Genomic DNA, 13,987 nt, shown 5'->3' with positions numbered 1-13,987 from the left:
GGAGGCACACATGGAGACAGATCTGGTCAGTCGCCTGGACGAGGCGGCCACACGGTTCGTGGTCCCCCTGCGTATGAACGAGGGGTTCGATGAGCAGGCGTTTCTTCGGCTGCAGGAGGAGATCGATCGCTGCGGGACGGCATGGAGGAAAGAACCCCACGTACCGAAGCGTGCGGCGTTGATCCTCGCCGAACTCCACCCAGCGATCGAGGCGTGCGCCTGGCTCTACGAAGGAGACATGCGTCAACGGATCCAGGAAGCGGGGCTGATGGTGTCAGAGGCAGTGACCGATGCCCTGGACTGAGCACCTCCCACGCGCCGCGTATCTTCCTGGAGGCCCAGCGCGAAGAGACGGGAGTCGGCAGCGCAGCAGTCACTGCGGTCGAGCCCGGTGTTGCGGGACAACTCTTAGGCTGGAGCGGGCCATGCGGCAGGTATGCGAGACGTTCGAGCAACGCGATCAGCAGGACTTGCCGCGGTGGCTGGTAGAGGGATTCTGGATCTGCGTGGACTGGTTGCCCGATCACACGGCCCATCCCCGCTTTCCCCGCCCCGAGCCTCCGGCGTACTACGAAGCGGCGTTGGAGCAAGGGCATTGCATGAAGCGGATCGGTCCGGGTTCGGTGCGCTGATCCGTGACGTGCCGTCATGTCCAGGTCTGGGGGCGGGAACAGAGCAGGCACGGCGCCGGTGATCATGTGGTTGTCGAGACCCATGAGAACCGAGCGAGACCGTGCCTGCCCCCTCATCATCTCCCATGCCCAGCGCGCTGGAGCAACTGGCCCGCGCCGAAGCTGCCGCGCCCGTCGCTGATGCCGTGCGCCTGCATCACTACCTGGCCCTCGTGCCCGACCCGAGGGGGCGCCGGGGCCGTTTGTACCCGCTGGTCCCGCTGCTGTCGGCCGCCGCGGCGAGCGTCCTGGCCGGTGCACGGTCGCTGACCGCGATCGGTGAATGGCTCGCCGACGCTCCGCGCTGGGCGTTGCGAGCCCTGGGCTTCGTGCCCGACCCGCTGACCGGCCGGATCCCGGTGCCGCACCCGGGCACCGTGCGCCGGCTGCCGGCCCGCCTGGACGGTGACGCGTTGGACGCCGCGATCGGCTCCTTCCTCACCGCCCGAACAGGCCCCGCCGACACGGGGAACGTACTGCGGCCGATCGCCGTGGACGGCAAGACCGTACGCGGTTCGCGCACCGCCACCTCGCCGGCCATCGCCCTGCTGGCCGCCATGACCCACACCGGAGACGTCCTCGCCCAGCGTCAGGTCGCCGACAAGAGCAACGAGATCCCCGCCTTCGCCCCGCTGCTGGACACTCCCGACCTGACCGGCACGGTGATCACCGCAGACGCCCTGCACACCCAGCACGCCCACGGCACCTACCTGCGCGAGCGCGGCACCCACTACATCGCCCACGTCAAGGCCAACCACCCCGGCCTGTTCGACCGCGTCCGCCGCCTGCCCTGGCTCGAGATCACCCTCGACCACTACGAGCGCACCCGCGCCCACCACCGCCAGGAGATCCGCAGGCTCAAGACGGCCGCCTTCGCCCACATCGACTACCCCGACGCGAAGCAGGCTCTCCAAGTCGTGCGCTGGAGACGGGACTTCACCAGCGGAAAGCTCACCATCGAACGCGTCTGCCTGATCACCAGCCTGCCGCCCGGGACGGCAACCGGCGCCCAACTCGCTGCCTGGATCCGCGGACACTGGACGATCGAGAACCTGCTGCACCACGTCCGCGACCGCACCTTTCGCGAGGACGAGTCCAAAGTCCGCACCGCCGCCCTGCCCCGCACCATGGCCGGCCTGCGCAACCTCGCCATCAGCGTCCACCGCCAGGACGGCCACACCAACATCGCCGCAGCCCTCCGCCAGACCGCCCGCGACCAACTCCGACCCCTGACCGCCCTCGGCCTCACCGGATGAACCCGGACAAGATCACTTCACGCAAAGACCCTGGTGACCCACCCGCCGCAGAAGTCGTCCGCTGACGTTGCCGTCACCGTTGCCGTCAAAACACCGAAGGCCCCCTCCGCAACAGCATTGCGGAGGGGGCCTTCGGTTATCCGACCGAATGAATGGTCGGCCAGTTCTTTACGGTCCAGTTTCGTCCGACCTTAATCAATCGAACCGCAATGAACTAGCCGTGCGAGGAACTCGCCAAACGATTGTGCTACACGCCGAGGGACGCGGTCTTCATCGATGTACGCGATGGCAGGTTCGCCCTCGGGGCCACACTCGGAATAGTCGAGCATTACCGTGTCGTGGCCGGCTGAAGGCGTATCGCAAATCACTACACCGATTTCCGGATACTCCCACTCGGCGATCAAATATGAGCTTCCCCGACCAGATGATGAGTCGATTCCCCAGGTTCCGCCGATTCCTCGAATCCCGCTGATCTCGAAATGATCGTCAGCCCAGGATGTCGGAAACGAAGTGAGGTAGCAGCGGTGTCGCGGGGTTCCTCCGTTCCGCAGGAGTAGCACCTCCACGTAGCTGCGAGGAAGGCGCACGCCGAGGTCGTCCTCGGCTCGACGGATCATGTCGCCGTCGAGCGGAGGTCCGGTGTAGTAGTCGCTATCTTCAAACACATCCACCATCAGAAACCTCCGGTATGCCCGGTGTCGGCGTGGATTTGCCTCTCGATGAGCTGCATGAGCCCAGGGTCCTGATGATGATGCCACGTGTAGCCCGGCGGAGTCGAAGGCAGTCCTGCTGCCTGATTGGATAGTCTGAAGTCCTTCGATCGACTACCGGTGAGCTGAATCCGAACGTCTGGCACTTGCGGGTGACGCCATGCAGAGAAGTCAGGGAAGCCATCCGCATCGAACGGGACACTTGTGTTCGGATGGGTATCTCCGGCGAGCTTGCCGTTCCGCACCTTCGGTACCCCACCATTAGCGCAATCGCATGTTGTCGGGTGTCCCGTGACAGCTCCGCCACAATTGTGGACCAGGACTGGAGTGGCCCCGGCCAGCACATAGTACGTATGCAGGTCTTCGACCGTGAGGTTGTACATGTCGCGGTCGCCAGGTCGTGGGGTGACGGCGGTGACGTGGACGTGGTGGTTGCTGACCGTGTTGAGTGCGTGGCCTGCGGCGAGTTGGCCGGCAGGCACCCAGGTGTGGAGGGTGTCATCCCAGAAGGGGTGTTTGAACGTGGTGTGGAGGGTTTCCGTCTTGCCGCTATCCAGTTGGATCTTGAGATCGACCAGATCGTAGTCGTGGTTGATGTGCGTGGCCGTAACCGTACGGGGGCCCTTGTGTTTGCCGTTGGAGGGGTCCGCGGCCTCGACTTGGTCGCCGGTCTTGATGTCGCCGATGGGTTTGCTCTTGCCATCGGCCATCAGGACAGGGGTGGAGGGAGTGAAACTCAACATGCACTCTGTCGCCCTGCTGGCACCAACTTCGCCCTCGGCTTCGGCGCCGGCGCCTCGTGTTCCCAGAAGGAGGGCTATGTCGAAGATCAGCTTTCCGGTGCCTTCAGCGCTCTTTCCGTCCGCGTAGTCGCCGTATATCTCCTTGCCGCGCGATGTCACCGCTGCCGCGCCGGCGAGGGCGGGATTGGAGCTCATGAGCAGTTGGGTGAGCATGTCCGCGCAGCCGTCACCGTCGACCAAGCAGTGCTTGTCGGTGATGAGTTGCTGAACGGGAGCTTCGAAGATGGTGACGACGGTCGATTTGGCCTGGCCTACGATGGTTTTGCCGACATCACTGACCCAGCCCCAGGCGCCACCCCCGCCGTCGTTGACGTCCCCCTGGCTGTTGGAGGAGGCAGTGCCGCTGCCGTGGGAATTCTTTTTGGTGTCCGCAGGCTTGTCCCCGTCGGCGCGGCCGATGCTGTCACCCCCGGGATCCGGGACATTCATCAGTCCGGTGGGGTCGCTGCCGGTGACGGGGTTGTTGTCGGCGTAGGCGTAGCCGTTGAGGGACTGGGCGTCGCTGGTGTCGAGGAGGGGGTCGACGCTGAGGAAACGGCCGGTGGTCGTGTCGTATTCGCGGGCGCCGATATAGGTGAGGTTGCTGGTGGGGTCGGTGGTTTTGCCGAGGAAGGTCTTGTCGTCGGCCCAGACGCCGGTGCCGCCGGTGCGTGCGGCTCCGAAGGGGGTCAGGTAGCGCTTGGTGACGGCCTGGGTGGTGGCGTCGAGGCTGAGGGTGGAGGTGCCGTGGGGGTCGCCGGAGAGGTAGGAGAGGCTCTGGGTGCCGCTCTTGTTGGTGCGCACGGCGATGGTGGCGCTTCCGGTGCTGTAGTAGCGCTGGGCCCAGTACTTGGCCGTTGTGGTCGAGGTGTCCAGGTGGACCTCGGTGGCACCCAGGTAGAGGACGGTCTCTCCGCTGGTGTTGCGGCGGATAAGGAGGGTGCCGCTGGCGTCGTAGACGTGGCTGGTCGTGCTCTTGGTGGTGCCGGTGCTGGACTTCTCTGTGACCGTGTCGAGGGCTCCGGTGGTGTTCCAGGTCAGTGACTGGGTGTCGGTGCCGTTGGGACGGGTGGTCGTGTCACCGATGTTGTCGTAGACGTAGGTGGCGCTCACCCCGGTGCAGGAGGCGGCGGTGGTGGTTGCGGTGAGGCGGTGGGGGTTGCTGGTGTTGTTGTAGCAGTAGGTGCGGGAGGAGTCTCCGGTGCCGGTGTGGGCGGTTTCCGTGGTGCGCAGGCCGCTGCTGGTGTAGCCGTAGGAGGTCCAGTAGGGGGAGGCTCCGCCGAGGTTGGTGGTGGTGCGGCCGGTGGTGGCGCAGGAGGCGGTGGAGGGGGTCCAGGCGTCGGTGAGGCGCTGGTAGCCGTCGTAGGTGAAGCACTGGTAGTCGGTCGCGCCGGTGCCGGAGAGGTTGGCGGTGTCGAAGGTGGAGGTGACGTTGCCGGCGTCGTCGTGGGTGAAGTTCAGGTCCTGGACGCTGCGGCTGGCGTCGGTGGTGAGGCTGCGGGTGAGCCGGTCGGTGCCTTGCTCGTAGGTGTTGGTGATGTACGCCTTCTTGGCGGTGGAGTCCTCGGAGGTGCCCAGCATGTACCGGTTGACCTGGCCCAGCGCGTTGTAGTCCGTGGCCAGGAGGTAGCCCGTGGCACCTCCGACGTTGGTGACCATTCCGAGGTCGTTGTACTCGTAGTCCACGGTCTCGCTGCTGAGGCCGCCGGCCGCGGGTTCTTTGTAGTACTGCTGGGTGCCGTCGATGTTGTAGTACGAGGTGGTGGCCAGCGTCGCAGAGGCGATCGCGCCCGAGGTGACCAGCGGGTCGCTGGAGGGCAGGGTCAGCTGGCTACCGGTGGCGTGGTAGAGGGTGTCGTAGTTGGTGACCGTGCGGGTGTAGGCGCTGCCGGTGGTGCCGCCGACGTAGCTGATGGAGTCGTCCAACTGGCCCTTGGCGAGGGTGTCGTAGTCCCAGTGGGCCAGCTTGTTCGCGTTGGTCTTGGAGGTCTGCCACTGGTCGGTCTTGCGGCCCAGGACGTCGTAGCCGTACAGCAGTTGGGTGCCGCGGTTGTCGGTGGTGGTGTCCGTCTGGTCCAGGGACGTGTAGGTGGTGGTCGTGGTGCCCAGGTCCGGGTCGGTGGCCGAGGCCTGTCGGCCGAACAGGTCGTACACGTACGACCATTGGGCGCCGTCCGGTCCGGTGACTGTGAAGGGCTTGCCGTCCAGGGTGTACGTGTACTTGGTGGATGTGTAAGCGGCTCCGGTCCCTGCGCCGTAGGCGGCGTCAGCGGGGTCGGTGCCCGCATAGGCGCGCTTCTCGACGGTGTTGCCGAAGATGTCGGTGATCGTGCGGACCGCCGAGCCGCCGTTCAGTGCAGTGGTCGCGGTGGAGTCACCGGTGTAACTGGTGCTCGTCGTCCACTTCTTGACGCCGTACACGTACAGGCTGCTGCTGGTGGCCCGGCCGGCACCGTCGAAGACCGTCTCGGTCTGTTTCGGCGCGCCGCCGTCTGCGGCCCGTGCGTAGGTGCCGTTGGGGAGTTTCGCGGAGTCGAGAACGTCCGCGTAGGTCTTGTAGGCCAGACCCCGCGTGTCGTAGCGGGTGTCGGTGAGAAGACGTCCGCCTTCGGGGGTCGGCGACTGGGTCTGCAGGGGGCGCAGGAGGGAGTCGTAGATGGAGTATGTGGTGTTGTAGGTGGTTCCGTCGGCCTTCAGGGTCGAGATCGACGTCCAGGACGGGGCGTTGTTGGTGACGCTGTAGGCGTAGGTGTAGTTCGGGGTCTGGCTTCCGGAGTGGGAGCGGTTCGGCAGCCAGGTGGCGGTCTTGCGGCCCAAGGCGTCGTAGCTGGTCTCGGTGATCTTGTTGTTGACGTCGTAGACCTTGGTGGGCAGGCCCGAGGCGTAGTCGGTGTAGGTGTAGATGGACTGCGACTTGGCGTTGGTGACCTTGGTCTTGGTCAGCGGGCCGGAGTCGGTGGGTGTGTAGGCGGTCGTGGTGGTGTTGCCCGCCGCGTCGGCGACCGTCAGCCGGCGCCCCAGACCTGCCGTGCCGCCGCTGTCGTCGTAGGTGGTCTTCGCTACTGTCTGCCAGGTGGTCGGGTAGCGCTCGCCGTTGGTGGCTGCGGCGGGGTAGGCGGCGGCGCGTCCGGTCCAGGTCGCCTCGCCGAGCGTGGGGGTCTGGGTGGCTGACCAGGCGGTCGCGGCGGTGTTGTCGTAGACCGTCGCGGTGTCGGAGAGGACGTCGCCGCGGGAGGTGGAGGAGGCCGGCAGGTTCACGCTGGTCTCGGCGACGGAGCAGTTGTCTTCGGCCACCTTGCGGGTGCGGGAGACCAAGTTGGTGAGGCCGATGGCCGTGTTGCGGGCGTACCAGGTGCGGGTGCAGGTGTTGTCGGCGACGGCGGTCTGGCCGTAGTCGGCGCTTTTGACGACCATGCCGTAGGCGTCGTAGGTGTTGGAGATCTGGCGGGTGCGCCAGGTTGCTGATGCGGTGAGGTAGGTGGAGGTGGTGGTCGTGCCGGTGCGGACGTAGTACGCCTTGATGCTGGCGTAGGACTTCTGCTGGCTGGCGGTCTGTGATGTCCAGGGCGTGTTGACCGTCACCGAGACGGGGACGGTTCCGTTGTAGGTGATCTGCTCACGGAGGGAGCCGGCGTCTTGGTCGCTGTCGGTGAGGTCGGCGACGTCGAGGCCGGATACATCGAGGCCGGTGCGGATGGCGGAGGTGGTGGTGCCGTCGGACTGCTTGTCGCCGTCCATGCCCTGCATGTACAGGCTGATGGTTTTGGACTGGGTGGTGCCTGCGGCACCGGTGACGGCGGTGACCTTGCCGTAGCCGCGCCACTGCGACCAGGTCCGCTCGTCGGAGGGGATCAGCGGGTCGTAGTTGTAGTGCCAGGCGGGGTCGGCGTAGGTGTAGGAGTTCTCGACGCCCTGGCCCAGGCCGGTCGGGTCAGTAGTGAGCACGGCGGTGACCCGGTACTTGTGGAACCAGTCCAGTGAAGCCTCGACGGCTCCGTTGATGTGCCAGTACTGGGGGTAGCAGCTCAGGGTGTCGTTGTCCTGGGACGAGGGCATGTTCGAGCCGCGTACGCACTCCGGGTCGGAGAGGGTCACCGTGGTGATGGCGCCGGTTTCGGAGGTGATGGTCGACATCCGCGGCATGCTGAGTTTCAGGATGTCGTCGGAGGTGGAGTCCACCCGGTTGGGCCGCAGCTGGTAGGTGAAGGTGACCGGATCCAGCTTTATATCGGTGCCGTTCTTGCCGGTGTGCTGGATCGAGGAGAGCGCCAGGGTCTGGTCGGAGGTGTCATCGATGTCCTGGCCGTCCTGGAACTCCTGGGTCAGCGCCCAGGAGTCCACCGCTGTGTAGGCCGAGGTCGTTGCCGAATAGGCGAGGGTATCGATGCCGGTCAGGCGTTTGCGGCTGAAGAACGACGGGCTGTCGGTATTGCAGTCGTCGTCCCCGCTCGCGCAGATGCTGTCGTACGGCACGTCCGGCCAGTTGTCCGACGTCGAGTCGGTCAGCGAGGAGCAGTCCGAGGCGGTGCAGCGTTCGTCGTAGGAGAACGTCACTTCGTCCGAGGCGGTCCCGGTGAACAGGGTGCTCGCACGCTGCCCGTAGAGGATCTTGTCCAGGTGTCCGCCGCGCGTGTACTTGGTGTTGGCGGTCGAGGCCCCGTTCTTGGGGTAGTAGTTCGTCTCGGCCGTGTACCAGTACGACATGGCGTTGCCGTGCAGGTCGACGACGTAGTCGAGGTTCCAGCGCCAGGCTTGGTTGAACGAACGGTCGGCGAAGCTGGATCCCTGGTCGTAGCCGGGCTCGCCGGAGTCGTCGCCGAAGACCGGCGTGGTCCACACCGAGTTGGTGCGCTGGGCGTCGGCGCCGGGGAGTTTGTTGAGCCCGAACTTGTACTGGGTGCCGTCGCCTGTGGTGACGGTCCAGTATTCGCCCTTGCCGTCGATCCCGGTCTCGCCGTCGTCGTCGTTGTCGGCGCCGGTGGAGTGGGTGACGGTGGAGGCGTCGTCGTCCTTGAGGTGCCAGGCCCCGTCGGCATCATTCTTGACCAGTTCGGTGGACTTGCCGTTGAGGACGAGCGAGGCGTTGTCGTACTTCCAGCACTCGTCGTGCTTGTCCGTCTGGCCGTCGTCGTCACAGGATGCGTAGGACCGCTCGATGTACGAGGAAGCGCTCAGGTCGAAGCCCTCACCGACCTGGGTGGACTGGTTGTTGGTGGACGCCGTCTTGCCGTCGGTGCTGCCGGAGTTGTAGTCCAGGGAGAGGGAAGGTGCCGGACCTGCCGCTGCAGGCGGTGCGGACATCGGATAGCTCCAGGTGAACGCCCCGGAGGAGCCGCCGGCCTGCCAACTCGACGACGAGGACAGGGGCGAGGCGGAGTTGTTTCCCGAACCGGACGCCGACTCCCCCGAAGTGGCCGTCAGCGCGAGTACCGTGGCTGTGGACGCCGTGGCCTGGGATAGCGCGGCCGTACGGACGTTGGAGCGAGATGCCCGTGCGTCGCCCTTTACGGGGGCCTGTCCCAACGGCACTGTGGCGGACACGCTCTGGCCGCTGATGCTGTTGTGCGAGTCCAAGGTCGTCTGGGCTCGGCAGGCGGCTTTGTCCGGAGTGGTCAGGGCACAGGCCGGCAGTCGTACAAGGTGCAGGCGGCCTGCCCAGTCACCGCCGTAGGCCGAGGCGAAGGCACTGTAGTCGACGCTGATTCTGGCGTTGCCGTCGTCGCTCGCGCTGGCGGTCAGCAGCACGCCCTTGATACCTGCGGCGGCTGCGGCCTTGTGACTGAGTACCTGGACGCCGGCCGTGCCCGAGGCGGATGTCGCTCCTGCGGTGCGGCTCAGGGACACGGGCAGTCCACCTGCCGTAAGGCGGGTGACGCCGGATGCAGGCAAGGGCGCGGAAGTGGCCGCGGCTTTGGGCCACGTCGCCTTCTGTTGCGCGAGGGCGTCTTGAGTCTGTTTCTTGTTGGCGGCCTTTTCCGCGGCCACCCGGGCCCTGGCCTTCTTGGCGCCCAGGCCGTCGACCGCCTTCACCGTGTCGGACCGCTGCTGGGGTACGGCGGGTACCAACTGCTTGGTGGGTGACGCGGCTTGGGCGGCCACGGGAGTCAGACCGGCCACGGCCAGCGCGAGGGTCACACCTATGGTGACCACTCGGTGTCTACGGCGTCTCGCACCACTGGCGGCACTCACGACAACAACCCCTCACACGTCTGAAGTCATCAAGAAAGGAAGCGCGGGACTTGCTCGGGCGAGGCGGCAGCAAATGCCGCTTCGCAAGGGAGAGGGGAGAGATCAGTCCCCGACCGTTTCGACGATCTGTTGCTGACTGGCCATGGCACCGGCCCAGACCCGGATGTCACTGACCGTCGCGGGCAGATAGCGGTCCCAGACCGTTTTCACGTACGTCTTGCCGACGGCGAAGTCACCCGTACCTGGCGTCGCCGTATAGGCAGTCGCATCCCCGTTCTGCGCGTCTCCCACGTAGAGACTGACCGCGCCGGACTGGGCGTCGAACACACCCGTCAGGCGCACCGCGCTCCCCAGATCGGCAACATGGTCGGAGACCACTCCGGTGAAGCTGCCGTCGGTGTTGAGGCGGCCGAAGTGCCAGAATCCGGCAGGAGCGGTGGCACCGGTCTCAGGATCGGGATCGCTGCTGCCCGTCCGCTCGTACCACAGCCCCCAGGCGGAACCGTCCGCACTGCGCTGGCCGAGGACCTGCCCCATGTAGCCCACCGCTTTCGCCGCGAGCGCGGTGCTGTCCAGTTGCACGGCGGTGGTCACGGTGAAGGATCCGGTGTCGTCCACCAGCGGGCCCGGCGCGGACGCGGCGTCATCGATGCCGTCCAGGACGATTCCCGTCCCGTCCAGTGACGCCCCGCCCGACAGAGTCAGGGACGTTCCGTACCCGGAGGTGGTGTCGGCAACCGTGGTTCCGGTTGCCGCGGACGGATCCCAGGCCGCCATCAACTCAGCTGCCGCGTAACTGTCGTTGGTCTTCAACTGCGCCTCGGCGGACAACTCCTTCAGCGACAGGGCCCGCTGCCAGACCCTGGCCTCGTCGATCTGACCGTTGAAGTAGTCCGTGAACGTCCCTGCGGTGGCGCCACTTCCACGGCCGAACTCCAGGAGACCGTTATCCGCCTCCGGCTGCCCGCTCGGGATTGCTTGCGGACTGCCCTGGGCCTTGCCGTTGACGTACAGCTGGATTGTGTCCGTCTTCGTGTCGTACACGCCTGCCAGATGCGTCCAGACCTTCACCGGAGGCGAGGCCGTGTCCGCGAGCGAGCGCACGAAGTGTGTGGTGCCGGCCGAGTCAATCCAGTGCCAGTTGAAGATCCACTTGCTGTAGGCAGTGGAGTAGTAGATCGCGAAACCGGGTTGCGTGCTTCCACTGCCCGTCTGGGAGAGCACCACGTAGTTGTGAGCCGGGGCGGCGGCCATCCGGGCCCACGCCTCGACCGTGTACGACGACCGGGACTCCACGACCGGGCCGGAGGTGGCCGCGTAGCCTGTAGACCCGTCCACGGTCAGGCCCGTGTCCGTGACCGGCGTCGCCAGCTCCGCACCCGTGGCGTCATGGGTCAGCACACCCCTCCGGCCACGCCCGTCCCGGGAAGCACCGGACGAGGAGAGCGTCGCGTTGTCCTGCTCCGCCGCAACAGTCGTGGACGTATCCAGCGCGGCGCCACTCGCTTCGTCGAAGTGCCACTGACCGGTCGGGCCGGTGCCCTCCGCGACCAGGAAGTCCACCGAGTTCTGGGCGCCCCAGGTCACCGAGTCCTTCGCCCGGACGATGACGGTGAAGGTGCCCGAGGTCGGCGGAGCGAAGGTGGCTATCGGTGCCCAGGCGGGAATCGACGCCGACCACGCGGCCGAAGAAGACAGCTTGTACTCGTAGGCGACGTTGGTGGCCGCGTCCCCGGACGCGGGACTGAACGTGAACGTCACGTCCGTGCCCGGTCCGCCCTTCGCGTCGCACGAACTGCTGTCACACACCGAGTACGGGCTCGACAAGGCGATTCCTGGCGCCTTGGGACGGGTTGGATCGACCTTGAAATAGCACCAGGCCCCCGACGCCGCGTTCGACGGGCCGGCCAGGTAGTCGCCTCCGCTGTTGTAATACGACCGGGTCCAGGCTCGATACCGGTACAGCGTCCCCTCCGTCAGCGTCGATGTCGGGACAGTGCCCGGAGACACGTTGTCGCCCACATATCCACTGGTGGGCCGTGCGGTCTCGAAGACGGTGGCCCATGTGTCGCTGCTTGCCGTGTACTTGTCCACGCTGTAGACGACCTTCAGGGACGCGCCCGACTCCCCGCCCGCCGCGGTCTGCGGCGTCGCCGCGAGCGACGGCGTCGCCGAGGAGGCCACCAGCGGATCCGACTTGTCGGTCTCGCACGCGACATTGCTCCCGGCGATCAGGCCGATCTTCGTGGGCTTAGCCGGGATACCGACGTACTTCACATCGATTTCAGCGTTGTCGTCGAACCGCTTCCAACCGTTCGGGTCGGTCTCGTCATGCGCCTTGAGCATCAACGTCAGGCGGGAGAAGTCACCGTTGGCGAACTTCTTCACGGTCGAGGTGAGGTTCTCGTTCGTCTCAGTAGGACTGTCGTTGAACTCGATGTGGGCAGCAGGCTGGCTGGGATCGCAGGCGGACCCGCGTCCCGCGGACACATTCCGGTCCACCATCAGGTCCCAGTTCGCCGTCGGGCCCGGCCAGTTCGTCGATGAGGAGATGTTGCCCGTGCGCACCAGATCCACCCAGGAGGGGGTGCAGGACATCGACCACTTCTCCGAGATCGCGAACGTGGCGTCCAGGACCTGTTTTCCCGCCAGCTTCGCCGGCGAGAACTCGAAGTACATGCGGTTCTTGTAGCCGGAACCGCAGTAGTACCCGACACCGCCGGTGACGTAAGTGCCGCAGTAGCCGACGCCCTTGCCGTCGTCCCCGCCGGAGAAGTTGTAGAAGGTGTCACCGTCGGAGGACAGCAGGGTCCGCTCGGAGGCCGTCATGCCGACGTCCGGGTCGATGTACTGCGGGAAGACGGACGACTCGTCGGCGAGCATCGACGCATCAGGGGTCACCTTGATCGCGCTCTGCCCGGCGGTGACCGGAAGGCGGGTGGAGGTGTCTCCGTCACTGGGCCCCTCGGTCGGGTCCGGCGTCGTCTCACCGTCGCCGCCGGTCGTGGCCGCGGCAGCACTGTCCTGCGTCGTCGTCAACGACGCCTGGGACGCCGAGCGGGAAGAGACCTTGGGCGAGGCGGATGCGCTGCTGGTGGTGTCGCCGGACGAATCCCACTGCTGGGCGGCCGGAGCACGGAAGACAGCGTTGCCATCATCGTCGACCGCGGACAGCCCGCCGCCTCCGCCGTCCTGCAGAGAGAGCCCGTCGGCCCGCACGGGGAAGGAGAGTTCCTTCAGCTCCGGGTTCGCGGCGGCCGACGCCGAGGTGACGACCAGCACTTCGCGGTAGCCCTCCGTGGTGGCGGTCATCCGCAGATCCACGCCCGGCAGGACACCCTCGTACACCGCCGAGTCCCCGTCCAGCGTCGGCTTCGGCAGTGTGCCCGGCCAACCCACGCTCAGCGAACGCCCGTTGAGGGACAGCTTCACCAGGTCGGCACCGTCCCCGCCACCGGAGAAGGAGATCTTGGCGACTGATGCCTTCGGCCCGACCGTGCCGTCCGACCTCTTCTCCAGCGTCGCGTCCGGCGGCACCCACGAACCATCGGCCTGGCGCGTTCTCACCGGAACGACAGAGTCCTTCAGCGTGAAGGTCACACCGTCCGGATTGGCGAACGTCGTGGTGTAGGGCGTGCGTTCACCCACGACCTCGACCTGCTCCCCCGACGCCGCAGCCTTCTCCGCGTCCGCCCGCGCCTCCGGCGTGGCCTGATCGGTGGTTGTGGTGTCGTCCGCGCGTGCTGCGGTCGCCGGTACGACAAGTGTCGGCACAGCAGCCATCAAAGCGGCCGTTGCAGCCAGCGAGACCACTCGTCTACGCGCGGCGACCGCCGAGCGCGCACGCCAAGAAAACCCCATCCCCCACCCCAACTGTTCACACGGCTCTTACCCCGCCCTTACGGCCGCCTCATCAGAACCGGACGCATCACAGCTGGTCAATGGCGTATGCAGCCAAGATAGACGAGTTCAAGCCACCCTCCGAGCAGCACCAAGTAGGGCAAATCAGAGCCGTGTAGAGGGAGGGCCGCCATCAAACCCTGGGACCACCGGATCGACCTCGGCACCTGCTGACCAATCCCGTCGGCAGATCCGCCGCAGATGCAAACCGTTCGCCCAAGAAGCTCTTTTTCTGCAACCTCCAGAGCACCATCGAAAGGTTCACTGAACTGAAGAGCTCAGCCTTCGGTCCAGCCTCGGGACTCTGGCAGCAATCCAGGCACACCTTCCTGGCCCCTCGCATACGACGTACTGGAGACGTGCCGTCAACGGGGCCCAGCCCCATGGGAGCGACCAGCTTGGTGCGGCTGATTTTCGACCTTCAAAAAGTGAAAGAAACAGCAAAGACGGTCCGGTGTGGACACAGTTGGCTCACAGCT

Annotated in this window: 5 protein-coding genes; 2 read left to right on the top strand and 3 right to left on the bottom strand. The window is 66.1% G+C overall.

Annotation, left to right across the window (positions count from 1 at the left end; all coding sequences use genetic code 11):
* The first annotated feature begins 10 nt into the window (after positions 1 to 10).
* Positions 11 to 304: a hypothetical protein gene (locus OG226_RS41365; protein ID WP_329351887.1), complete on the top strand. Its 294-nt coding sequence runs from the start codon at positions 11 to 13 to the stop codon at positions 302 to 304.
* A gap of 453 nt (positions 305 to 757) precedes the next feature.
* Positions 758 to 1,927: an ISAs1 family transposase gene (locus OG226_RS41360; protein ID WP_329351885.1), complete on the top strand. Its 1,170-nt coding sequence runs from the start codon at positions 758 to 760 to the stop codon at positions 1,925 to 1,927.
* 191 nt (positions 1,928 to 2,118) lie between these two features.
* Here the strand turns inward: OG226_RS41360 and OG226_RS41355 are convergent, their stop codons facing one another.
* From OG226_RS41355 to OG226_RS41345, 3 genes are all read right to left on the bottom strand, one after another.
* Complete coding sequence (locus OG226_RS41355; RefSeq protein ID WP_329351884.1) at positions 2,119 to 2,601, bottom strand: SMI1/KNR4 family protein; 483 nt, start codon at positions 2,599 to 2,601, stop codon at positions 2,119 to 2,121.
* The gene (locus OG226_RS41350; protein ID WP_329351882.1) at positions 2,601 to 9,608 is read right to left on the bottom strand and encodes a polymorphic toxin-type HINT domain-containing protein; all 7,008 of its coding nucleotides are present in this window, start codon (positions 9,606 to 9,608) and stop codon (positions 2,601 to 2,603) included. Before OG226_RS41350 ends, OG226_RS41355 begins: the two co-directional genes overlap by 1 nt.
* Positions 9,609 to 9,710: 102 nt before the next feature.
* Complete coding sequence (locus tag OG226_RS41345; RefSeq protein WP_329351880.1) at positions 9,711 to 13,391, bottom strand: LamG domain-containing protein; 3,681 nt, start codon at positions 13,389 to 13,391, stop codon at positions 9,711 to 9,713.
* Positions 13,392 to 13,987: the final 596 nt, after the last annotated feature.

It is taken from the genome of Streptomyces sp. NBC_01261, from assembly GCF_036226385.1.
Lineage (GTDB): Bacteria > Actinomycetota > Actinomycetes > Streptomycetales > Streptomycetaceae > Streptomyces.
The sequence above is the reverse complement of the archived record's forward strand: the minus strand, read 5'-3'. Positions and strand labels throughout refer to the sequence as shown.